The organism is Streptomyces arenae, from assembly GCF_022343545.1.
In the GTDB taxonomy this organism is placed as follows: domain Bacteria; phylum Actinomycetota; class Actinomycetes; order Streptomycetales; family Streptomycetaceae; genus Streptomyces; species Streptomyces humi.
In genome coordinates, this window is the sequence record NZ_JAKQYH010000006.1 from 50,747 (window position 1) to 72,947 (window position 22,201).

Below are 22,201 nucleotides of genomic sequence, written 5' to 3' on the forward strand. Positions count from 1 at the left end.
GTGTACGGGCCGAGCAGGCCCTACCACGGTGGTTCTACGAAGGTGGGGTTCAGCCCTCGACCGTGATGCCCATGGAGCGGGCGGTGCCGGCGATGATCTTCGACGCGGCGTCCAGGTCGTTGGCGTTCAGGTCGGGGAGCTTGGTCTGCGCGATCTCGCGGACCTGCGCCTCGGTGATCTTGGCGACCTTGGTCTTGTGCGGCTCGCCGGAGCCCTTCTCGACACCAGCGGCCTTGAGGATCATCTTCGCGGCCGGCGGGGTCTTGGTGATGAAGGTGAACGAGCGGTCCTCGTAGACCGTGATCTCCACCGGGATGACCCAGCCACGCTGCGACTCGGTCGCGGCGTTGTAGGCCTTGCAGAACTCCATGATGTTGACGCCGTGCTGGCCGAGCGCAGGACCGACCGGCGGGGCCGGGTTCGCCGCACCGGCGTTGATCTGGAGCTTGATGAGCCCCGTGACCTTCTTCTTCTTGGGAGGCATAGCTCTCCGGGTCCTTTCATTTCGGGTCCTGCCCGCGTCCGGGGACCACCCGGTCGCAGGCATACCGCACAACGATAACGGGTATAGATGCGCGGCCAAAAACCGAGCAGGTCAGGCACGTGCCTGACCTGCTCGGAAGCTTTACGTCCCGCTGGTGGGCGTGACGTCCGGAAGAAGCTAGTTCTTCTGGATCTGGTCGAAGGACAGCTCCACCGGGGTCTCGCGACCGAAGATCTCCACCAGGCCCTTGACCTTCTTGGAGTCGGGGTTGATCTCGTTGATGGTGGCCTGGAGGGTGGCGAACGGACCGTCGGTGACGGTGACCGAGTCGCCCACCTCGAAGTCCAGCACCTGGACCTCGACCTTGCGCTGCGGCGCCGGCTTGCCCTCGGCCTCGGCGGCCTCGCGGGCCGCCTTCTCCTCGGCCTCCGGAGCGAGCATCTTGACGATCTCGTCCAGGGTCAGCGGGTAGGGGTCGTAGGCGTTGCCGACGAAGCCGGTGACACCGGGGGTGTTGCGGACGACGCCCCAGGACTCGTTGGTCAGGTCCATACGGACGAGGACGTAACCCGGCAGCTTGTTCTGCTTGATCGTCTTGCGGTCGCCGTTCTTGATCTGGACGACCTCTTCCTGCGGCACCTCGGCCTGGAAGATGTAGTCCTCGACGTTCAGCGAGACGGCGCGCTGCTCCAGGTTGGTCTTCACGCGGTTCTCGTAGCCGGCGTAGGTGTGGATGACGTACCACTCACCGGGGAGCGTGCGCAGTTCCTCGCGCAGCGCCTGGACGGGGTCGACCGGCTCGGCGGGCTCTTCTTCCTCGGCGGCCTCGTCCTCGAGGGCTGCTTCCTCGGCGGCCTCGTCCTCGTCGGTCTCTTCCGCCTCGGCCTCTTCCGCTTCCTCGTCCTCGACGTGGACCGCGGTCTCCTCGGCCGGCTCCCCCAGTGCGGCCTCGGCAGCCTCGAACTCGTCCTGCTCGTCCGCGCCCTCGACGATGTCCAGCTCGTCGTCGACGGTCTCGGCGGGCTCGACGGCGTCGTTCAGGTTCGGGTCAGACACGATGGCTGCTTCTTCCTGGATACATAGGGGTGGAACATGCGAAAACGGGCGCCGCTACCACGGCGCCCTTCGCTCTGTGCTCAGCCGAAGACGTACTTGGCAGCGTGGTTGAGTCCATAGTCAATCACGGTCACCAGAGCGATCATGATGGCGACGAAGAAGATCACCACGGTGGTGTACGACGTCAGCTGGTTGCGAGTCGGCCAGACGACCTTGCGGAGTTCCGCGATGATCTGGCGGTAGAAGGTGGCGAGGCGCTTCAGCGGGCCCTTCTTGGCACGCTTGCCGCCCTTGCGGGCCTTCTTCTGGGACTCGGGCACCTCATCGGCGTCAGGCGTGTCGATGGAGCCCACGGCGTCCGTCATTCGTCCTCACCTGATCCCGGGTCGGCCGTGCCGCGCCCGGTTCCAGAGCTGCACGGCGGTGCAATGCTTGTACGTACATGCGCACACATCCTGGCGGTGTGTGTAGCAGGGCCGGAGGGACTTGAACCCCCAACCGCCGGTTTTGGAGACCGGTGCTCTACCAATTGAGCTACGACCCTTTGGTGTCCCCCAACGTACCGCATCCGGACGGGTGCTCGGTGTGCACCGGCTCGACTACGGCTGCTGAAGGCCAACGAGGTGAGAGTGTACGTGCTCCGTGGCGCCGCGTCGAACAGAAAGCGGCAGTCCGGGGCGGCCGTACCGAAGATCGTCCTGGCCGGAGGCCGGATCCGTACGCTTGTTCACGGTTCGGCCCGTAGCTGTTCAGTCTGTGAAACCGGCGTGCCGGGCAGGTTTCCGGTCTGAAACGATGGGCCCATGAGCGCTGCAACCCCTCCCACCGAGCGCCGGGTCTCCGCCCGAGTCGGCGCGATCTCCGAGTCCGCCACCCTCGCCGTGGACGCCAAGGCCAAGGCCCTGAAGGCCGCCGGGCGCCCGGTGATCGGCTTCGGCGCCGGTGAGCCCGACTTCCCGACTCCGGACTACATCGTCGAGGCCGCCATCGAGGCCTGCAAGAACCCGAAGTACCACCGCTACACCCCGGCCGGCGGTCTGCCCGAGCTGAAGGCCGCGATCGCCGCCAAGACGCTGCGCGACTCCGGCTACGAGGTCGACGCCTCCCAGGTCCTCGTCACCAACGGCGGCAAGCAGGCCATCTACGAGGCCTTCGCCGCGATCCTCGACCCGGGTGACGAGGTCATCGTGCCCGCCCCGTACTGGACGACGTACCCGGAGTCCATCCGTCTCGCCGGCGGTGTCCCGGTGGAGGTCGTCGCCGACGAGACCACCGGCTACCGGGTCTCCGTCGAGCAGCTGGAGGCGGCGCGCACCGAGAAGACGAAGGTCGTGCTGTTCGTCTCGCCGTCGAACCCGACCGGCGCGGTCTACAGCGAGGCCGAGACCGAGGCGATCGGCCGCTGGGCCGTCGAGCACGGCCTGTGGGTCCTCACCGACGAGATCTACGAGCACCTCGTCTACGGCGACGCGAAGTTCACCTCGCTGCCGGCGATCCTGCCCGAGCTGGCCGACAAGTGCATCGTCGTCAACGGCGTCGCCAAGACGTACGCGATGACCGGCTGGCGGGTGGGCTGGGTCATCGGCCCCAAGGACGTCGTCAAGGCGGCCACCAACCTCCAGTCGCACGCCACCTCGAACGTCTCCAACGTGGCACAGGTCGCCGCCCTGGCCGCCGTCTCCGGCGACCTGGAGGCCGTCGCGAAGATGCGTGAGGCCTTCGACCGGCGCCGCAAGACCATCGTCCGCATGCTCAACGAGATCGACGGCGTCCTCTGCCCGGAGCCCGAGGGTGCCTTCTACGCCTACCCGTCGGTCAAGGCCCTGCTCGGCAAGGAGATCCGCGGCCGGCGCCCGGCCTCCTCGGTGGAGCTGGCCGAGCTGATCCTGGAGGAGGCCGAGGTCGCGGTCGTACCCGGCGAGGCCTTCGGCACGCCCGGCTACCTGCGGCTGTCGTACGCGCTCGGTGACGAGGACCTCGCCGAGGGCGTCAGCCGGATGCAGAAGCTGCTGGCCGAGGCGAAGGACTGACGTCCCGTCCCGCCCTCCACGCGCGCGTGCGGGCCGTCTCCCTGCGGGGAGGCGGCCCGCTCCCGTGTGCGCCACGGATGCGCTCCCGTGGACGCCACGGATGCGCTCCCGTGTGCGAGCAAGGCCACTAAAGGGGAATCGGCTACCGGTACGACAGGTGCGTACGGCAGGATCCTGGGATGGAGCACGTACGTGATGTCTCTGAGCTGCCGAAGGCTCATCTGCATCTGCACTTCACCGGTTCGATGCGGCCGGGAACCGTCCTGGAACTGGCCGACAAGTACGGCGTACGCCTCCCCGAGGCGCTGACCGACGCGCTGACCAGCGGGGAGCCGCCGAGACTGCGGGCCACCGACGAACGAGGCTGGTTCCGCTTCCAGCGGCTGTACGACGCCGCGCGCTCCTGCCTGAGAGAGCCCGAGGACATCCGGCGGCTGGTGCGGGAGGCCGCCGAGGAGGACGTCAGGGACGGCTCGGGCTGGCTGGAGATCCAGGTGGACCCGACGTCGTACGCCCCGCGTCTGGGCGGTCTGATCCCGGCCCTGGAGATCATCCTGGACGCGGTCGAGACGACCTCACGGGAGACCGGGCTCGGCATGCGCGTCCTGGTGGCCGCGAACCGCATGAAGCACCCTCTGGACGCCCGCACGCTCGCCCGGCTCGCGGTGCGGTACGCGGACCGGGGCGTGGTCGGCTTCGGTCTCTCGAACGACGAGCGGCGGGGCATGGCCCGGGACTTCGACCGGGCGTTCCACATCGCCCGCGAGGGCGGCCTGCTGGCGGCCCCGCACGGCGGCGAGCTGGCGGGTCCGGCGTCGGTTCGGGACTGCCTGGACGACCTGCACGCCTCCCGGATCGGGCACGGGGTGCGGGCCGCGGAGGACCCGCGGCTGCTCAAGCGCCTGGCGGACCGGGAGATCACCTGCGAGGTCTGCCCGGCCTCCAACGTGGCCCTGGGCGTCTACGAGAAGGCTGAGGACGTCCCCTTGCGGACGCTCTTCGAGGCGGGTGTCCCGATGGCCCTGGGCGCCGACGACCCACTGCTCTTCGGCTCCCGGCTGGCCGCCCAGTACGACATCGCGCGCCGCCACCACGCCTTCACGGACGCCGAACTGGCGGAGCTGGCCCGGCAGTCGGTACGGGGCTCGGCGGCGCCGGAGGACACCAAGGCGAAGCTCCTGGCGGGCATCGACGCCTGGCTCGTCGCCCCGCCGTCCTGATCAGGGTCTTCGGAAGTGGGCGTACGGCGGGTACGCCTGGAAGCACACCAGTACCTCGACCGGGTGCCCGCCGCCCGGCGGCTGTCCGAGCCCCCGCAGCCCCGACACGAGGGCCGCGTGACCGCTGGTCACGTTCTTCTGGCGCGGGCCCCAGCCGGCCGCGTAGGCCAGGGACATGGCGCTCTCGGCGAAGGCCTCCCGGTTGCCGAAGAGGAAGAAGGTGCGCGCGCGGGTCGTGTGCCGCAGCTCGTCGCGGCGGCCGGCGTGCCGCTGCCGCGCGCGCCAGAGGGCCGCGTCCCGCGCGGTGCGCGCCTCGTCGGTGCGGACGGTGAGCGGGGTGCCCTGCCGCAGCCGTTGGCGCAGTTCGGGCCACCGGGAGACACGCAGCCCGAGCGTCTCGTGGACCATGACGAGGTCGACGAGCGGCCCCTGGCCCTCGTCGGGCGGCACGACGTCGCGCAGCGGCACATGGACGATCGTGTGCCGCGAGTACGCGGCGAAGGAGAACATCCCGGCGAGCCGGTTGAGCCCGTCGTGGTCGCCCATGAGCGTGCCGATCGGCGCGGGCGCGCGCAGTGAGGTGTGGCGCAGCGGCTGCCAGGGCTGGACGACCCGGTGTTCGTGCGGTCCGGTGCGGGGCCGGTACTCGCGCAGTCTCAGCCGCATGCGGGATGCCTCATGGCATCAGGGTCCCGGGCGGACGGGGTCCTCGGCAACGGAGATTCCGCCCAGCAGGGTGCGGGCGATCCGGTTGGCGAACTCGTCCACCGGGGGGCGTTCGCCGGTCGGGGTCGCGTCGTAGCCGAAGACACGCTGGACGCAGGCGCCGAGCAGCAGGGACGCGGCCGCGGAGGTGTCGGCGTCGGGGCGGACCCGCCCGGCCGCCTGCTCGGCACGCAGGTAGGCGGCCAGGGCCAGCATCGGCAGGTGCGGTCCGGCGCCGATGGTGCGCAGCCGGTCGTCGAGTTTCCGTTTGAGCTGCTGCTCCGCGTACAGGGACGCGGCGATCGGGAAGCTCTCCTCGTAGAAGAGGGCGGCCTGGCGGGCGATCTGGGTGAGGTTGTCCTCCAGGGTGCCCCGGCCGGGTTCGACGGTGAGCTCGCCGAGCAGCGGCAGCAGCCGCGGCAGCCGCTCGCTCAGGACGTGCACGAACAGTTCTTCCTTGCTGGGGAAGTACTTGTACAGCGCCGCTTCGGAGCAGCCGGCCGCCCTGGCGATCTCCTTGGTGGTGGCACGGGCGAGTCCGACGGTGCGCATCAGCTCGTGTGCGGCGTCGAGGATGCGGACACGGGCCGGTTTCTGCTGCATGACGCCCAAGGATCACATGTCCCTTCGGTGGGTGCGACGGATGTGACGCGGAGACTTGACGGGTGAGTGAGTACTTACCCACCCTAGGAGACACCCATGGGTGAGTGAACACTCACCCACCACCAGTGGGACGAACACGACGGGAGCAGTCATGAACCTCACTGTCTTCGGCGCGACCGGTGGGATCGGCCGGGAGATCGTCGGTCAGGCACTGGCGTCCGGGCACCGGGTCACCGCGGTGGTCCGCGACCCGGCCCGGCTGACCGTGACCGGCCCCGGCCTGGAGGTGGTTCGCGCGGACCTCACCGACCCCGAGGCGGTCCGCCCGGCGGTCACCGGCCGAGACGCGGTCCTGTCCGGCCTGGGCCCGCGGAGCACGAAGGACGCTGGGGTCGCCGCCCGTCTGACCCGCACGGTCCTGGCCGCGATGGAGGCGGCCGAGGTGCGGCGGCTCGTGGTGGTCAGCGCGGCGCCGGTGGGCCCGGAACCGGACGACGGCCTCGTGGACCGCGCGGCCCGCGCGCTGGTCTCGAAGATCCTCAAGGCCGTCTACGACGACCTGCGCGAGATGGAGGCGGAGCTGTCCCGCAGTTCCACGGACTGGACGTCGGTACGCCCGCCCCGCCTCCAGGACAAGCCCCTCACCGGCACCTACCGCAGGGTGATCGGCGGCTTCCCGCCGAAGGGCCGCTTCATCGCGCGGGCGGACGTGGCCCACGCGATGCTGGCGACCATCGACGACGACGCCACCGTGAAGCAGGGGGTGGGGGTGGCCTACTGAACCGGCCTCCCCTGGGGACTCACGCCTACGGTCACCGGCTCCCCTGAAGACTCACGCCGACGGTCACCGGCTCGTTGACGAGAGTCACGCCGAACGCCTCGCGAACGCCCGCGACGACCTCCCGCGCCAGCTCCAGCAGATCCTCGGTCGTCGCCCCGCCCCGGTTCGTCAGCGCCAGCGTGTGCTTGGTGGAGATCCGGGCCGCCCCGTCGCCGTATCCCTTGCCGAACCCGGCCTTGTCGATCAGCCAGGCCGCCGAGGTCTTGGTGTGCCCCTCCCCCGCCGGGTAGGCGGGGGGCTCGGCCCCGTCGCCCAGCCGCTCGCGCACGCGCGCGCGGAAGTCGGCGAATTGCGCGTCCGTGAGGATCGGGTTGGTGAAGAAGGATCCCGCCGACCAGGTGTCGTGGTCCTCGGGGTCCAGCACCATGCCCTTCCCCGCCCGCAGCTTCAGCACGGTCTCACGGGCGTCGGCCAGCGGCACCCGGTCGCCGGGCTCCACGCCGAGCGCCCGCGCGGTCTCGGCGTACCGCAGCGGCGCCGACAGCCCGCCCGCGTCCTCCAGGGCGAAGCGGACCCGCAGCACGACGTACCGCGAGGGGTCGTCCTTGAACCGGCTGTGCCGGTACGAGAACGCGCACTCCTCGTTGGTGAGCGTCACGGCCGCACCGGCCCTGCGGTCGTACGCGACGACCTCGGTGATGGTCGAGGACACTTCCTGGCCGTAGGCCCCCACGTTCTGGATCGGGGTGGCGCCCGCCGAGCCCGGGATCCCGGCGAGGCACTCGACGCCGGCCAGTCCGGCCTCGACGGTACGGGCGACGGCGTCGGTCCACACTTCGCCGGCCGCCAGCTCCAGGGTCGTCCCGCGCAGTTCGAAGCCGGTGGTGGCGATGCGCAGGGCGGTGCCGTCGAAGCCCTTGTCACCGATGACCAGGTTCGATCCGCCGCCGATGACGAGCAGCGGGGTCCCGCTGTCGTCGGCGGCCCGAACCGCGGCGATCACCTCGGCGTCAGTGGTCGCGGTGACCAGCCGGGTGGCGGGTCCGCCGAGCCGGAAGGTGGTGAGGGGGGCGAGGGGGGCGTCGTGGAGTTCCTGCACGCGCCCAAGACTACGAGACGCCACCGGCGGCGCCGCCTGCCGAGCCGCACGCGCGCGTGGGGCCCCGTCCACCCGGAACGGGGCCCCACGCGCGCGTGCCGTCAGCTGCCGACGGTCACCGGCTCCGGCACGGGCTCCCCCTCGGAGGCGGCCAGCGCGACCCGGCGTCGCCCGGGGATCAGCAGCGCGGCCACCCCGGCGACGGCGACCGCCGCCGAACCGGTCACCAGGGCGGGCCGCAGCCCGTCCACGAAGTTCTGGGCACTCCCGTAGCCGCCCTGCGCGGAGAAGATCGACGACATGACCGCGACGCCGAGGGCTCCGCCGACCTCGCGGAGCGCGTTGTTGGCGCCGGAGGCGATGCCCTGTTCCTGCGGGCGTACGGCGGACATCACCAGGTTGGCGGCCGGGGCGAAGTACAGGGCCATGCCGACTCCGCTGATGACCAGACCGGGCAGCTGGGCACTGTAGGAGGCGTGCGCGGTGACCACGGAGGCCAGGTAGCCGAGCCCGGCGGCCTGCAGGAAGAGCCCGGCGGCGACGACCGGGCGGCCGCCGATCCGGTCGGAGAGGATGCCCGCGATCGGCGCGACGATCATCGGCATGCCGGTCCAGGGCAGCATCCGGAGACCCGCCTCGGTGGGCGAGTAGCCGAGCACGCCCTGCATGTACTGGCTGAGCAGGAAGATCGAGCCGAACATGCCGAGGAACATCAGCAGGCTGGCGGTGTTGATCCCGGAGAAGGCGCGGGAGCGGAAGAGCCGCATCGGCAGCATGGGGTTCTTGGCGATGCTGCCGTGCAGTACGAACCCGGCGAGCAGCGCGCTGCCGGCGAACAGCCCGGTGAGCACCATGGGGCTGGTCCAGCCGTCGGCGGGGCCGCGCACCAGGCCGTAGACGATCCCGAACAGACCACCGCTGGCGAGCAGTGTGCCGGGTATGTCGAGCGGGGCACCGGTGCCGTACGACTCGGCGAGCCGGAGGCGGGCGAGCGGCAGGACCGCGACACCGAGCGGGACGTTCAGCCAGAAGATCCAATGCCAGGACACGTGTTCGGTGAGGCTGCCGCCGATGAGCGGCCCTGAGGCGACCGCGAGCCCGTTGACGGCTCCCCAGATGCCGTAGGCCATCCCGCGCCGGGCCTCGGGCACGGCCGCCGTCAGCAGGGTGAGGGTGAGCGGCATCATGACGGCCGCGCCGACGCCCTGGACCGCGCGGGCGGCGATCAGGGAGTCGATGCCGGGCGCCAGGGCCGCGGCGGCGGACGCACCGGTGAAGACGGCGAGGCCGACGAGGAAGAGCCGGCGGCGGCCGAACCGGTCACCGAGGGCGGCGCCGAACATGAGCAGGACGGCGAACGTGAGCGTGTAGGCGCTCACGGTCCATTCGAGGTCGTCCAGGGCGCCACCGAGGTCCTTGCGGATGGACGGCAGGGCGGTGGTGACGACGAGGTTGTCGAGGGACGCCATGAACCCGGCGACCCCGGTGATGACGAGCGCCCATACGGCACCGCCGCGACGTATGGTCTCTCGTTCGGTCTGCGTTGCGGTCTCTTGTGACATCGCTCCCCCAGAGCGTGGTCTGCGAACGTTCATTAGTTATTGATCACTAATTTTCAGGGCCATGAGAAACCGGGTCCGGGACGGCGAACCGGCCCCTCACTCGTCACGGCACTTCTCCAGCCGCCCCGTGGTCCCGGCATCCGGGTACATCCCCTGCCAGACCCGGTGATCGGGCGGAAACCCCATGGCCGCGTAGGTGTTGATGAGCATCCCCTTGGCCAGGAAGGTCGTCGTGCGGTCGACGTCGGCGCCCGAGAGCAGATGCACGGTCTCCCAGAGGCGCGACCAGCCGGCCCGCACGATCTCACCGAACTCGTGCTCGCCCTCCGCCTCCGCCGCGGCGACGGCGATGTACGTCTGCATCTGCATCTGGAGCCGCTCCGGCCGCTCCTGGATGAGCCGCACGTACGCGTCACCCATGGCATGCAGGGCGTCCTCGCCCTCCAAGCCCTTGGCCGCGTCCTCGAAGACCTCGCGCATCTCGTCGATGCAGCGCTGCGAGGCGGCACCGAAGATCGCTTTCTTGCCCGGGAAGAGCCGGAAGAGGTACGGCTGCGAGACCCCGACCCGCTTGGCGATCGCGTCGGTGGAGGTGCCGTAGTAGCCCCTCTGCGAGAACTCGGCGATCGCCGCGCGAATGACGCTCTCACGCCGCTCCTCGGCACTCATCCTGACCATGCGAGAAAGTTAGTACTCAATCACTAACTAAGTCAAGGGACGCGCCTGCTCCCGGATCCGCCGCAGGGACCACAACGCAGGGACACAACGCGCAGGATCACAACGCGAGGGATCACAACGCGAGGGATCACAACGCGCAGGATCACAACCGCAAGGATCGCCTCGCGCAGGGGGTCACAGCACGCCAAGGTCACAACGGGCGATGGTCACAATGCGTAAGGGGCGCCTCCGAAAGGAGAACGCCCCTTACCGCCGACACGGCACCACGAAACGCGAGCGCCGCCGCGGCTCCGGCCTGCGTGCCCGCATACCTGCGGGCACGCGTGCCTGTGAAGGCCTCAGCCCAGTCGTACGACAGCCCGGGACATGCCGAGCACCTTCTGTCCGGCGCTGGTCGCCGTGAGGTCGACGCGCACCGTGTTGTCGTCGAGCTTGGCCGCGACCTTGCCGCTGACCTCGATCAGGGCACCCTGGTCGTCGTTCGGGACCACGACGGGCTTGGTGAACCGGACGCCGTAGTCGACGACGGCGCCCGGGTCGCCGGTCCAGTCGGTGACCACACGGATCGCCTCGGCCATGGTGAACATGCCGTGCGCGATGACGTCCGGCAGGCCGACCTCCTTGGCGAACTTCTCGTTCCAGTGGATGGGGTTGAAGTCCCCGGAGGCGCCCGCGTACCGCACCAGCGTGGCGCGGGTCACGGGGAAGGTCTGCGCCGGCAGTTCGGTGCCGACCTCGACGTCCTCGTACGCGATCTTCGACGTCATCGGATCCTCACGCCCCGCCTTCTGCTGCGTCCGCCGCGCGGGCCACCAGTTTGGTCAGCGCGCTCACCACGAGCTCGCCCGCCTCGTCGTGGACGTCTCCGCGGATGTCGATGATGTCGTTGCCCGCGAGCGACTTGACGGCCTCGATGGTCGAGGTCACGCTCAGCCGGTCACCGGCGCGCACCGGGCGCCGGTAGGCGAACTTCTGGTCGCCGTGCACGACCCGGCTGTAGTCCAGGCCGAGCTGCGGGTCCTCGACGACCTGTCCGGCAGCCCGGAAAGTGATCGAGAAGACAAACGTGGGCGGGGCGATCACATCGGAATAGCCGAGCGCCTTGGCGGCTTCCGGGTCCGTGTACACCGGATTGGTGTCGCCCACCGCCTCGGCGAACTCACGGATCTTCTCCCGGCCCACCTCGTAGGGCTCGGTGGGCGGGTAGGTCCGTCCCACGAAGGACTGGTCGAGCGCCATCGGCCCGGCACCTCCTGATGTCTGCTGTGCTGTCCCACAAACTAGCGGGAAAGCCTGCTCCCGAAACGCCGTGAGGCCGCCCCCGAACCGGGGACGGCCTCACGAACGAGCCTGTGATTATCGCGTTTCGCGGTGCGCAGTGTGCGCGTTGCAACGCGGGCAGTGCTTCTTCATCTCAAGACGGTCCGGGTTGTTACGCCGGTTCTTCTTGGTGATGTAGTTCCGCTCCTTGCACTCCACGCAGGCCAGCGTGATCTTCGGGCGGACGTCGGTGGCAGCCACGTGAGTGCTCCTAAGACGAACGGATGGACTGATTCAACGCAAGAAAGAGTAGCCGATCGAAGGACCGACCCCGCAATCGGCTACTGTCAGTAGCGGTGACCGGACTTGAACCGGTGACACAGCGATTATGAGCCGCTTGCTCTACCGACTGAGCTACACCGCTTTGATGAGATCAGCCCCGCCTCGCGACGGGACCTCTCACACCAGAGCCCCAATACGGAATCGAACCGTAGACCTTCTCCTTACCATGGAGACGCTCTGCCGACTGAGCTATTGGGGCGAGCGATGAAGACATTACACGCTCGGCAGCCGTTCACCCAAATCCGTTTCCCGGCGCCGTTCCCGGCCCGTTCCGCACGGCTCGCGGCCCCCCTCACAGCCGCCTCGCGGGCCCCTTCCGGCGCTCCCCCCGCGCGCGTGCCGGACACGTTCCTCGCAGGTCCGACGGCTCCGGTACGACTATTGCGCTCCTCCCCGCCCCACGCGGCTCGCCACCCTAGGCTCGACTCACTCTGTGTGATCTTGAGTCCCACGCCTGGACCGACCTTCCTGGAGCGCGATGCCCGACAGCCAGCCGCAGCCGCCCTCGTCGTCGTCCAACTCCTCGGGTTCCTCGGGCTCCTCAGGCTCCTCGGGCCAGCCCGACCCCGCCGCGCTCCTCCTGTGCGGCGCGCGGCTCACCGACGGCCGGACCGTGGACGTACGGCTGGGCGGCGGGCGCATCGAGGCGGTCGGTACGGCCGGCAGCCTCGCGTCCGGCCTCGCCCGCGCGGGCGGCACCCGCGTGGACCTCAGTGGCTATCTCCTGCTCCCGGCCCCGGCCGAACCGCACGCCCACGGCGACACCGCGCTCTCCGCCGAACCCGACGGCCCCGTCTCCTACGAGCCGGAGGACGTCCAGCGCCGCGTCACCGAGGCGGCCCTGCTACAGCTCGGGCACGGCGCGACGGCGGTGCGCGCGCACGTGCGCGTGGGCGACGTCCAGGGGCTGGGTGCACTGGCCGCGGTCCTCCAGGCCCGCCGCTCGCTGCGCGGGCTCGCGGAACTCACGACGGTCGCGATGCCGCGCGTGCTCACCGGGGTCGCGGGCGCCGACGGGCTGGCGATACTGCGGGACGCCGCGAAGATGGGCGCGTCCGTGGTGGGCGGCTGCCCCGACCTGGACCCCGATCCCACGGGCTATGTGGAGGCCGTGCTGGAGGTGGCGTCCGAGCACGGCTGTCCGGTCGACCTGCACACCGACGCGGCCGACCCGGCCCGGCTGGCCAGGCTCGCGGCGATGGCCGGGGGCATGCGCCCCGGCGTGCTCCTCGGCCCGTGCGCCGGCCTCGCACGCCTGCCCGCCGAGGCGGCGGCCCGGGTCGCGGACCAACTCGCCGCGGCGGGCGTCACGGTGGTGTGCCTCCCGCAGGGCGGCTGCGGCTCGGTCGACCGGCGCGGTACGGCTCCGGTACGGCTGCTGCGTGCGGCCGGGGTGCGGGTCGCCGCCGGCAGCGGCGCCCTGCGCGACCTCTCGAACCCCGTCGGCCGTGGCGATCCCCTGGAGGCGGCATACCTCCTGGCCTCCCGCCACGGCCTGCGCCCCGAGGACGCCTACGACACCGTGAGCGCCTCCGCCCGCGCGGCGCTCGGCCTGCCCGAGGTACGCGTGGAGGCCGGTTTCCCGGCCGAGCTCCTCGCCGTACGCGGCGACCATCTGGCGGGCGCCCTCTCCCTCGCCTACAGCCGGATCGTGGTGCACCGGGGGCGCGTGGTGGCGCGCACGAGCGCGGTCCGCGAGTACTGCAACTCGGCGGTGGCGGCGGAGCTGGGACTGCCGCGACAGGGACGGGGGAAGTTGTCCTGAGGAAACACACCTCCCGGGGCGGGCCGGGCGCGGGAGGACGCGGCGCACGGGTGTGAGTCCGGGCCGGGCGTGCGGGCGTGAGTCCGGGCAGACTCAGCGTGCGGGCGGGGTCCGGCGTGCGGGTGGGGGCCCGGCATGCGGGTGGGGTCGGGCCCAGCGGATCCGGGCCCAGCATGCGGGTCTGGGTCCGGGCCCGGCGTGCGGCGGTTCCCCGAGGCCACTCGTGCGTGTGGGGCGCGTGAAGTCGTGCGGCGGATGCGGGGCTTCGGGCGTACGGTCGGAAACATGCGCATTGTCATCGCTGGTGGTCATGGTCAGATCGCGTTGCGGTTGGAGCGACTGCTCACCGCGCGCGGGGACGAGGTCGCGGGAATCATCCGGAAGGCCGAACAGGGCGACGCTCTGCGGGAGGCCGGCGCCGAGCCGGTGCTGCTTGACCTGGAGTCGGCGTCGGTCGAGGGGGTCGCGGCGCACCTGGCGGGGGCGGATGCCGCGGTGTTCGCGGCGGGCGCGGGCCCGGGCAGTGGCACGGCCCGCAAGGAGACGGTGGACAAGGACGCGGCGGTGCTGTTCGCGGACGCGGCGGTGCGCTCGGGCGTACGCCGGTTCGTGGTCGTCTCGTCGATGGGCGCGGATCCGGCGCACTCGGGAGACGACGTCTTCGACGTGTATCTGCGGGCCAAGGGCGCGGCCGACGCGCATGTCACCAGGCAGGACGCCCTGGACTGGACGATCCTGCGCCCCGGCGCGCTGACGGACGAGCCCGGTACGGGTCTGGTCCGCCTGGAGGCGCACACGGGCCGTGGCGCGGTCACCCGCGACGATGTGGCGGCCGTGCTGGCGGAGTTGGTGGACACCCCGGCGACGGCGGGACTGACCCTGGAGCTGATCGGCGGGTCGACGCCGGTCACGGTGGCCGTGAAGTCGGTGGCCGGGAACTGAGGTCGTGGCCCGGCCGTTGCTGTCGGTGACGGCGGCTGGCCGGGGTTCTCAGAACAGCGGCAGCTGCCCCGGGAAGTCCGGCACGACGTATCCGTCCAACGTCGGCTGAGCCAGCCCGAGTTGGGCCTGCTGTCGCGAGCCGGTGCAGGAGACCAGGTCACCGGTCTCGCGCGCCCCGGGCGGGTCGTGCCGCGCGAAGCGACCCGCGACGACGGCGATTTCGCGGTGGCACACCGGACAGGTTCTGCGACGTGAGGACATGTGTTTCAGTGTGCCCCGAGGCGTGGCGCGCCTATCGACCTGGAGCCCGCTTCCCTGTTCCCTGCCTCATCCGCTAAGTCGCCGGGAGATTCGTGACCAAGGTGGGCGTCGGCGGATTGGCAGGCGTCGGAACTTGGATCAGAAAAGGAACGAACACCGTCTGCCCGTCCCTGAGCAGAGGTCTGTACGAAACCCGGTAGCACACAATCGTGCTCGGATCACGAGTGGTCTCGTAGCATTTCAGGACCGAACTCGCCAGCACTTGCCGAGAATGCCACGCAGACGCGCCTGCTTCACCCGCCGAGGCACCCCACATACCAACGAGCAAACACGATAGGGCTGCAACTGCGATACTACTGCTTCGCAGGAATGCCTCTCTCATATCCATCACCCGATGGTCGGCGTCGGACTCCCTGCGCGGCGATGCAGCAGGTGCAGCCGGGGGAATCGGAGTAGTGATTTTACTACGGGACAGCGGGATCAGCATTTTTTTACGTCCGGATGGGCACGCCCCCGCACCCCCAGGATGCTTTGCCACTCAACAGTCCCACTTTCACACATTCTCGGTGGACAACCCTCACCGGGCAGAGCAGCATGGACCCGTTGGGAGGTGTGGAGGTCGCTGACCTTCGGCAATGGTGGTGCTGCCAGTCTGCGGGCACCCGGGGCCACCGATTCCTAGCGATCACACAGCTATGAGCTCAGATTATCTCGTCTCATTTTCTGTGACCGCACAGAGTCGTCCATCCGTACACATAGCTCTTCTCGGCGGTTTCGACCTCGTCGTCGATGATGTCCCGGTGACAGTCCAGGTCGGCTCGAAACGGCTCTTGGCATTCATCGCGCTCAATTATCGCGTCTCCGTCCCCAGGGCTTTGATCGCCGGAAGTCTTTGGCCCGAAGCATCCGAGCAGAAAGCGCACACGAACCTTCGAGCGGCGCTGACCCGTCTGCACGACCTCGGCCGGAAAGCGTTGGAGGTCTCTCCCAGCGAGGTGCGTCTCGGGCAGGCGGTCACCGTCGACCTGTACCACGCCCGGTCGCTGGCCCAGGGCATACTCGACCCCCGCGTGCCGGCTGAGGACCTCGGCCTCAATCCGGCGACCGTCGACCACCTCTCCGCCGATCTGCTGCCCGGGTGGTACGACGAGTGGGTCATGCTGGAGGCGGAGAAATGGCGCGAGCTTCGCCTTCATGCCCTCGAAAGGCTGGCGGGAGAATTCATCGACGCCGAGCAGTTCGCCGGGGCGGTGACGGCCGCTCATACAGCCGTGCAGGCAGATCCACTGCGGGAGAGCAGTCAGGCCTCGCTGATCCGCGCGCACCTGGCGGAGGGCAACCTTGCCGAGGCGCTGGACCACTTCGAACGCTACTCGCGGCGCCTCCGCAACGAGTTGGGGCTCCGCCCCACAAAGCGGCTGCGCCAGCTGGTAGCCGGCCTGCAGCAGCCACCGCCTGGCGGGAGACGGTAGGGACCGAGACGGTAGGGGCCGCGAGGAGAGCCGGACCGGACCGCCGAAACCGCGACGCGCTCGGTCGCGAGCGACCGCGAACCCGCCACCACCGTGAGTGGCGGGTTCGCCGTACCACTTCACCGAAAGGGTCAAGCCTGGTTGTTCTGGTTAACCCCACTCGTACCCGAGGCCTGGTTGTTCTGATTGACCCCACTGGTGTCCGAGGCCTGGTTGTTCTGGTTAACCCCACTCGTACCCGAGGCCTGGTTGTTCTGGTTACCGCCACTCGTTCCCGAGGCCTGGTTGTTCTGGTTACCGCCACTGGTCCCCGAGGCCTGGTTGTTCTGGTTACCGCCACTCGTTCCCGACGCCTGGTTGTTCTGGTTAACCCCACTCGCACCGGACGCCTGGTTGTTCTGGTTACCGCCACTCGTCCCCGACGCCTGGTTGTTCTGGTTAACCCCACTCGCACCGGACGCCTGGTTGTTCTGGTTACCGCCACTGGTCCCCGACGCCTGGTTGTTCTGGTTAACCCCACTCGCACCGGACGCCTGGTTGTTCTGGTTACCGCCACTGGTCCCCGACGCCTGGTTGTTCTGGTTAACCCCACTCGCACCGGACGCCTGGTTGTTCTGGTTACCGCCACTCGTTCCCGACGCCTGGTTGTTCTGGTTAACCCCACTCGCACCGGACGCCTGGTTGTTCTGGTTACCGCCACTGGTCCCCGACGCCTGGTTGTTCTGGTTAACCCCACTCGCACCGGACGCCTGGTTGTTCTGGTTACCGCCACTGGTCCCCGACGCCTGGTTGTTCTGATTGCCGCCACTCGTCCCCGACGCCTGGTTGTTCTGGTTAACCCCACTCGCACCCGAGGCCTGGTTGTTCTGGTTACCGCCACGGCTACCTGAGGCCTGGTTGTTCTGGTTACCGCCACGGCTACCTGAGGCCTGGTTGTTCTGATTAACCCCACGGTTACCCGACGCCTGGTTGTTCTGATTACCGCCCGTGCAGGGCCTGGAATTACCACACGGCGCTGTGGGCGCGACCTGTGGCTTTGACACCTCGTGCTGTGCTGCCGCGGCAGTCCCCACGCCTGTCCCGAGAGCAAGCGTCGCGACCAGGCTGGACGCACCTATCAGGCGCGGTATGCGATGCCGGATATTCGTCATCATGGCGGCTTCCTTGCTGTGAGAGCGGGTTTGGGCTTGCCTTTGCCAGTTCATCGTGGAGCGCGGGGCATCACCGTCGCGTGACGCTGGCGTGACAGGACCCGCGGCCTTCACCGTCGAGCGTCTACTGCAGCCGGCTCTCGCTGTTCAGCCCCGGCGTCACCCAACATCAGCGGCATACTTGCCCTTAATGCACGCGTGCCGCTGCTGAAACAGGACCGCGGCCCATTCGCCTGACCCCTCTCCGAAACCGACGGAACCCGCCACACGATCGTGGCGGGTTCGCGTCGTAGAAGCTGATCGGCGGAGTCAGCGCCTTCAACTGCCCAGCGCGCTCGGCGTCCGCTACTGGTTCGTCTGCTGGATGGCCGGCGAGAACAGACCGATAGCGATCGTGGGCCCGCTCACCTGGTTGTTCTGGTTGGTACCACCAGAGGAACCGTTTGCCTGGTTGTTCTGGTTGGTTCCGCCGGCGATGCCGCTCGCCTGGTTGTTCTGGTTGATGCCACCAGAAGTGTTGCTTGCCGCCGGGGTGTTCTGGGTGGTGCCAGCGAGGACGTCGACCAGCTCGCCCGGCACCTCCAAGAGCCCGCCGAGCAGGCCGCCGACGCGGAGGATGCGCCCCGCCTGCGCGTCCGCCTCCCGTGCGGTCACCTGGTTGACACCCTTCGGCGTCGCCTTCTTCCGCACCTTCGTCTTCTTTTCCGCAGATTGCTGCCCGTGCGGCGTGGTACCGCCCAACACGCGGGAGGTCGGGAATGGCTTGGTTCCTCCATGGTGGGAGTCGCTGAAATCGGCGGCAGAGGCGCTTCCCGAGCCGAGAGCGACCAGACCACCGACCGTCAGAGCGGCGATCACGGCCTTCTTGAGCTTGCGCATGAAATCTTGCCCTCCGTGCGTTTGCGAGTACAGAGCCGCATCACTTATCGCAATGGGGTGATTACGTAACGTACACAGGTGCGGGATAGGTATTCCCCCAACGGCTCGTGTCGCGTGCCCTGATCACTCATTCACCCTCACCAAGGCCCCACGCCCCGTGACGTCTTTCTCGGTCCGGAAAGGGCATCGTCGGCCTCTGGGCCCGTCATGGTTGCCGTCCCCAGCCACACGGAGGAAGAACGGCTGGCCCGGAATGCCACCGGTCCCTAAACGCACGGTTGGAGACGCTGATGACTTGGGACGCTGTTCACTGGGCGGCGACTTCGGCTTCCAGCGCCGCCGCCCCCTTCGCGAGGCCGGAGACGGAGTGGTCGAACGGCGGCCCTACAGGCGGCCGGAGTCGGCTGCCCGGCACCAGTTCCGCAGCGTCGGCGCGTTGATCCTCAGGTCCGCGGCAACCTGCCCGATCGTCACTTCCGGCCGCGACACGTACAACGCGACCGCATCCGCCTTGAACTCGGCGGAGCCGTGCCGCATGACCACCACACGACCACTTGTCTGCCCGTCGACGCCGGGAGCGTCGCCCATCCACGTCGGGTACAGGCCCTGTTGGCGGCGGCACGCGAGCAGCGGCCGTACGGGCAGGACTTCGAAACCATCCTCGGGTGCCTGTACTACGCGGGACCACGCGCCCGGTGGAACCTCCCGCGCTCCACCCCGCTGAGTGCCACCCGCCGGACACGAAATGGGACTTGCTGACCTTGCATCAGGGAGTCGTACACGCCGGACGGAACCCGCCGGTTGACGGGACGGCCCACGAAACCCCCCGTCTCAAAGCTCGCGCCGTGAGGGACTCGCGCCCGGCGCCGAACCCGCCCACGTCGCTGCGAGTGCTCCAGCAGCACCTCGCAACGCACGGCACAGCACGGCACGGCACGGCACGCCACCCGACCGCGTCGGCCCGGCGTCTCTATGATCTTCCTCATGCCAGGGAGCCCTTCTGGCGCGCCCTGGAGTCGACGCGACGGAGCGCGCTCGTCGTCTCGACTACAGCATCGCGGTATTGCACAGGGTGTACGTGTAGGCCTTGGACCGGACCCGTGAGCAGGCGGCCGGCAGCCGGATCGACGCCACGTGTCGCGAGTGGAACGGGCTTGAGCAGTCGTACCTCCGCCAGGCGGCCCATGTGGGACACGCCCTGATCAGAGGCTGTATTCGGCAGGCACGGGGTGAGACACGCCACCCCGCGACCGGTGCTGAGATCGAACCGAGGCAGGGAACTGAAAAACCCCCTCCGATCTGCCATACAGGCTGATCGGAGGGGGTCTTCCCCAGTGTGGCGGCGCCAGGATTCGAACCTGGGAAGGCGAAGCCGGCAGATTTACAGTCTGCTCCCTTTGGCCGCTCGGGCACACCGCCGGGGTTTGCCGCCAAGTCGAACCGCTTTTCGGCGGTGTTCCCTGGCAACGACGTAAACAATACCCGATCCCGAGGGGTGCTCCGCCACCCGATTGATCGGCGCCCACGGGGCGTGGGGTGGCTAGGCTGGTGCGGATGCGACCCGGTCTCCACAAGGGGGCCGACGGCCGTCGCCACGCGCCGCAACGCATCCCGTTACCCCCGATACAAGGAGCCACAGGACATGGCCGACTCCAGTTTCGACATCGTCTCGAAGGTCGAGCGGCAGGAGGTCGACAACGCCCTCAACCAGGCCGCCAAGGAGGTCTCGCAGCGCTACGACTTCAAGGGCGTGGGCGCCTCCATCGCCTGGTCCGGCGAGAAGATCCTGATGGAGGCGAACTCCGAGGAGCGGGTCAAGGCGATCCTCGACGTCTTCCAGTCGAAGCTGATCAAGCGCGGCATCTCGCTGAAGGCGCTGGACGCGGGCGAGCCCCAGCTCTCCGGCAAGGAGTACAAGATCTTCGCGTCGATCGAGGAGGGCATCTCCCAGGAGAACGCGAAGAAGGTCGCGAAGGTCATCCGTGACGAGGGCCCCAAGGGCGTGAAGGCCCAGGTCCAGGGTGACGAGCTGCGCGTCAGCTCGAAGAGCCGCGACGACCTGCAGGCCGTGATCGCGCTCCTCAAGGGCCAGGACTTCGACTTCGCCCTCCAGTTCGTGAACTACCGGTAGTCACCGCCGGCCGAAGTACGCGAGAGGGTGGGCACCCGCGGGTGCCCACCCTCTCGTCTGCCGTCCGTCCTCAGGTCGCTCAGTCGCGCGAGTTCCCGAACAGGAGGCGGTAGGCGATGAGCAGCACCAGCGAGCCGCCGATCGCCGCCAGCCAGGTCGTGCCGTCGTAGAAGTTTTTGGTGAACGGGTGGTCCAGCCAGCGGGCCGATATCCAGCCGCCGAGAAACGCGCCCACGATGCCGATGAGGGTCGTCCCGATGAAACCGCCGGGGTCGCGGCCCGGCAGGAGGATTTTGGCGATGGCTCCGGCCAACAGTCCCAGGATGATCCAGCTGATGATGCCCATGCCCTGAACCTGCCCTTCCGCGCCGGGTTCGCACTGCTCCGGCCCTGTGATCTCGGCCGGGGCCGGTGGTGCCGGACAGACTGCCCGAGCCATCCGGATGTGTCCGTAGCGCGCATGTTCGTGCCCTGTCGATGACCAGGACGCTTCGGCGCTACCAGGCGGTTGCGGCGGTCAGTAGGGTGCGGCGCATGGCTTCCTCCCCCGCCGGCCTGCGGCGCACGCTGGGCGTACGCGACGCCGTGGTCGTCGGCCTCGGCTCGATGATCGGCGCTGGCGTGTTCTCGGCTCTGGGCCCGGCGGCCCGCGCGGCCGGGTCGGGGCTGCTGCCGGGGCTGGCCGTCGCCGCGCTGGTCGCCTACTGCAACGCGATGTCCTCGGCCCGGCTCGCCGCCCGCTACCCGCAGTCGGGCGGCACCTATGTCTACGGGCGGGAACGGCTCGGTGTCTTCTGGGGGTACCTCGCGGGCTGGGCGTTCGTCGTCGGGAAGACGGCGTCCTGCGCGGCGATGGCGCTGACCGTGGGTGTGTACGTCTGGCCGGGCCAGGCTCATGCGGTGGCCGTCGCGGCCGTGGTGGCACTGACCGCTGTGAACTACGGCGGCATCCAGAAGTCGGCCTGGCTGACACGGGTGATCGTGGCCGTGGTGCTGGCGGTCCTCGCTTCCGTGGTGGTCGTGTGCCTGACGTCCGGACGGGCGGAGGCCGGACGCCTTGACATCGGACTGCCGTCTGGCGTGGGCGGCCTTCTTCAGGCGGCCGGTCTGCTGTTCTTCGCGTTCGCCGGCTACGCACGCATCGCGACCCTCGGTGAGGAGGTGCGGGACCCGGCACGCACCATCCCGCGCGCGATTCCGCTGGCTCTGAGTGTGACCCTCGTGGTGTACGTCTGCGTGGCGGTGGCGGCGCTCTCGGTGCTGGGCGCGGACGGGCTCGGGCGTGCCGCCGCGCCACTGGCCGACGCGGTGCGGGCGGCCGGGGTGCCGGGGCTGGAGCCCGTCGTTCGGGTGGGGGCCGCGGTGGCCGCGCTCGGCTCGCTGCTCGCACTGGTCCTCGGTGTGTCGCGGACGACGCTCGCCATGGCCCGCGACGGCCATCTGCCCCGGGCGCTGGCCGCCGTGCATCCGCGCTTCCAGGTCCCGCACCGCGCGGAACTGGCCGTCGGCGCGGTGGTCGCCGTGGTGGCGGCGACGGCGGACGTCCGGGGTGCCATCGGTTTCTCCTCCTTCGGTGTGCTGGCGTACTACGCGGTGGCGAACGCCTCGGCGTGGACGCTCGATCCGGCCCCGCGTACCCGCGTGATCCCCGTGGTCGGACTGCTGGGCTGCGCGACCCTGGCGTTCGCACTGCCGGTGGTGTCGGTGGCGGCGGGGGCGGCCGTACTGGCGGTCGGTGCGGCGGCCTACGGGGTACGACGCCGGGTGGCGGCACGGTAGG

24 protein-coding genes and 4 tRNA genes are annotated in these 22,201 nt (G+C 69.4%); 8 read left to right on the forward strand and 20 right to left on the reverse strand.

Annotated elements, in window-relative coordinates; genetic code table 11:
• Positions 1-49 precede the first annotated feature (49 nt).
• The 4 genes from rplK to MB828_RS03045 all read right to left on the reverse strand — a co-directional run bounded on the left by rplK (position 50) and on the right by MB828_RS03045 (position 2,084).
• Positions 50-484: a 50S ribosomal protein L11 gene (gene rplK, locus MB828_RS03030; RefSeq protein ID WP_055515278.1), complete on the reverse strand. Its 435-nt coding sequence runs from the start codon at positions 482-484 to the stop codon at positions 50-52.
• A gap of 177 nt (positions 485-661) precedes the next feature.
• Positions 662-1,540, reverse strand: coding sequence for a transcription termination/antitermination protein NusG (gene nusG, locus MB828_RS03035; protein ID WP_301646807.1), 879 nt, complete (start codon positions 1,538-1,540; stop codon positions 662-664).
• A gap of 80 nt (positions 1,541-1,620) precedes the next feature.
• Positions 1,621-1,905: a preprotein translocase subunit SecE gene (gene secE / locus MB828_RS03040; RefSeq protein WP_046731100.1), complete on the reverse strand. Its 285-nt coding sequence runs from the start codon at positions 1,903-1,905 to the stop codon at positions 1,621-1,623.
• A gap of 106 nt (positions 1,906-2,011) precedes the next feature.
• Positions 2,012-2,084 (reverse strand) — tRNA-Trp (locus MB828_RS03045).
• Between the two features lie 259 nt (positions 2,085-2,343).
• On the opposite strand from MB828_RS03045, the gene MB828_RS03050 reads away from it, so the two are divergent.
• Complete coding sequence (locus MB828_RS03050) at positions 2,344-3,570, forward strand: pyridoxal phosphate-dependent aminotransferase (RefSeq protein ID WP_301646808.1); 1,227 nt, start codon at positions 2,344-2,346, stop codon at positions 3,568-3,570.
• 179 nt (positions 3,571-3,749) lie between these two features.
• Positions 3,750-4,790, forward strand: a complete 1,041-nt coding sequence (locus tag MB828_RS03055; RefSeq protein WP_301646809.1) for an adenosine deaminase — start codon at positions 3,750-3,752, stop codon at positions 4,788-4,790.
• Here MB828_RS03055 and MB828_RS03060 read toward each other — a convergent pair whose 3' ends face one another.
• Both MB828_RS03060 and MB828_RS03065 read right to left on the reverse strand, forming a co-directional pair.
• Complete coding sequence (locus MB828_RS03060) at positions 4,791-5,456, reverse strand: hypothetical protein (protein WP_301646810.1); 666 nt, start codon at positions 5,454-5,456, stop codon at positions 4,791-4,793.
• A gap of 18 nt (positions 5,457-5,474) precedes the next feature.
• Complete coding sequence (locus tag MB828_RS03065) at positions 5,475-6,098, reverse strand: TetR/AcrR family transcriptional regulator (protein WP_133027419.1); 624 nt, start codon at positions 6,096-6,098, stop codon at positions 5,475-5,477.
• A gap of 151 nt (positions 6,099-6,249) precedes the next feature.
• Between MB828_RS03065 and MB828_RS03070 the strand changes: the two genes are divergently transcribed.
• Positions 6,250-6,879, forward strand: coding sequence for an NAD(P)-dependent oxidoreductase (locus MB828_RS03070; protein WP_301646811.1), 630 nt, complete (start codon positions 6,250-6,252; stop codon positions 6,877-6,879).
• A 31-nt stretch (positions 6,880-6,910) separates the two neighbouring features.
• Here MB828_RS03070 and MB828_RS03075 read toward each other — a convergent pair whose 3' ends face one another.
• The 8 genes from MB828_RS03075 to MB828_RS03110 form a co-directional block, all read right to left on the reverse strand.
• Positions 6,911-7,978, reverse strand: a complete 1,068-nt coding sequence (locus MB828_RS03075) for a UDP-N-acetylmuramate dehydrogenase (protein WP_301646812.1) — start codon at positions 7,976-7,978, stop codon at positions 6,911-6,913.
• Positions 7,979-8,079: 101 nt separating this feature from the next.
• Entirely contained in the window at positions 8,080-9,540 is a 1,461-nt protein-coding gene (locus MB828_RS03080) for an MFS transporter (protein ID WP_301646813.1), read from the reverse strand.
• A gap of 96 nt (positions 9,541-9,636) precedes the next feature.
• Positions 9,637-10,218: a TetR/AcrR family transcriptional regulator gene (locus MB828_RS03085; RefSeq protein ID WP_133027423.1), complete on the reverse strand. Its 582-nt coding sequence runs from the start codon at positions 10,216-10,218 to the stop codon at positions 9,637-9,639.
• 338 nt (positions 10,219-10,556) lie between these two features.
• A complete protein-coding gene (locus MB828_RS03090; RefSeq protein ID WP_046731092.1) occupies positions 10,557-10,985 on the reverse strand; it encodes a MaoC family dehydratase in 429 nt (142 codons plus the stop codon).
• A 7-nt stretch (positions 10,986-10,992) separates the two neighbouring features.
• The gene (locus MB828_RS03095; RefSeq protein ID WP_133027424.1) at positions 10,993-11,457 is read right to left on the reverse strand and encodes a MaoC family dehydratase N-terminal domain-containing protein; all 465 of its coding nucleotides are present in this window, start codon (positions 11,455-11,457) and stop codon (positions 10,993-10,995) included.
• A gap of 117 nt (positions 11,458-11,574) precedes the next feature.
• Complete coding sequence (rpmG, locus tag MB828_RS03100) at positions 11,575-11,739, reverse strand: 50S ribosomal protein L33 (RefSeq protein ID WP_003948671.1); 165 nt, start codon at positions 11,737-11,739, stop codon at positions 11,575-11,577.
• Positions 11,740-11,829: 90 nt separating this feature from the next.
• A tRNA-Met gene (locus tag MB828_RS03105) sits at positions 11,830-11,902 on the reverse strand.
• A gap of 44 nt (positions 11,903-11,946) precedes the next feature.
• Positions 11,947-12,019 (reverse strand) — tRNA-Thr (locus tag MB828_RS03110).
• A gap of 279 nt (positions 12,020-12,298) precedes the next feature.
• Between MB828_RS03110 and MB828_RS03115 the strand changes: the two genes are divergently transcribed.
• Both MB828_RS03115 and MB828_RS03120 read left to right on the forward strand, forming a co-directional pair.
• Positions 12,299-13,585: an amidohydrolase family protein gene (locus MB828_RS03115; RefSeq protein WP_301646814.1), complete on the forward strand. Its 1,287-nt coding sequence runs from the start codon at positions 12,299-12,301 to the stop codon at positions 13,583-13,585.
• 285 nt (positions 13,586-13,870) lie between these two features.
• Positions 13,871-14,527, forward strand: a complete 657-nt coding sequence (locus MB828_RS03120) for an SDR family oxidoreductase (protein WP_301646815.1) — start codon at positions 13,871-13,873, stop codon at positions 14,525-14,527.
• Positions 14,528-14,575: 48 nt separating this feature from the next.
• Here MB828_RS03120 and MB828_RS03125 read toward each other — a convergent pair whose 3' ends face one another.
• Complete coding sequence (locus tag MB828_RS03125; RefSeq protein ID WP_301646816.1) at positions 14,576-14,788, reverse strand: hypothetical protein; 213 nt, start codon at positions 14,786-14,788, stop codon at positions 14,576-14,578.
• Between the two features lie 695 nt (positions 14,789-15,483).
• Here MB828_RS03125 and MB828_RS03130 point away from each other — a divergent pair.
• The gene (locus MB828_RS03130; RefSeq protein ID WP_301646817.1) at positions 15,484-16,260 is read left to right on the forward strand and encodes an AfsR/SARP family transcriptional regulator; all 777 of its coding nucleotides are present in this window, start codon (positions 15,484-15,486) and stop codon (positions 16,258-16,260) included.
• Positions 16,261-16,391: 131 nt separating this feature from the next.
• Here the strand turns inward: MB828_RS03130 and MB828_RS03135 are convergent, their stop codons facing one another.
• The 4 genes from MB828_RS03135 to MB828_RS03150 all read right to left on the reverse strand — a co-directional run bounded on the left by MB828_RS03135 (position 16,392) and on the right by MB828_RS03150 (position 19,709).
• Positions 16,392-17,414, reverse strand: coding sequence for a hypothetical protein (locus MB828_RS03135; RefSeq protein WP_301646818.1), 1,023 nt, complete (start codon positions 17,412-17,414; stop codon positions 16,392-16,394).
• A 342-nt stretch (positions 17,415-17,756) separates the two neighbouring features.
• Entirely contained in the window at positions 17,757-18,290 is a 534-nt protein-coding gene (locus MB828_RS03140) for a hypothetical protein (protein WP_301646819.1), read from the reverse strand.
• A gap of 384 nt (positions 18,291-18,674) precedes the next feature.
• Entirely contained in the window at positions 18,675-18,878 is a 204-nt protein-coding gene (locus tag MB828_RS03145) for a transposase (RefSeq protein WP_301646820.1), read from the reverse strand.
• Between the two features lie 749 nt (positions 18,879-19,627).
• Positions 19,628-19,709: transfer RNA gene (locus tag MB828_RS03150), tRNA-Tyr, on the reverse strand.
• 223 nt (positions 19,710-19,932) lie between these two features.
• On the opposite strand from MB828_RS03150, the gene MB828_RS03155 reads away from it, so the two are divergent.
• Positions 19,933-20,421 (forward strand): YajQ family cyclic di-GMP-binding protein, encoded by a 489-nt coding sequence (locus MB828_RS03155; RefSeq protein ID WP_046734180.1) that lies wholly within the window; start codon positions 19,933-19,935, stop codon positions 20,419-20,421.
• A 79-nt stretch (positions 20,422-20,500) separates the two neighbouring features.
• On the opposite strand, the gene MB828_RS03160 is transcribed toward MB828_RS03155, so the two are convergent.
• Positions 20,501-20,767, reverse strand: a complete 267-nt coding sequence (locus MB828_RS03160) for a GlsB/YeaQ/YmgE family stress response membrane protein (protein WP_046734181.1) — start codon at positions 20,765-20,767, stop codon at positions 20,501-20,503.
• 188 nt (positions 20,768-20,955) lie between these two features.
• Here MB828_RS03160 and MB828_RS03165 point away from each other — a divergent pair, with 188 nt between their 5' ends.
• Complete coding sequence (locus MB828_RS03165) at positions 20,956-22,200, forward strand: APC family permease (RefSeq protein WP_301646821.1); 1,245 nt, start codon at positions 20,956-20,958, stop codon at positions 22,198-22,200.
• Position 22,201: the final 1 nt, after the last annotated feature.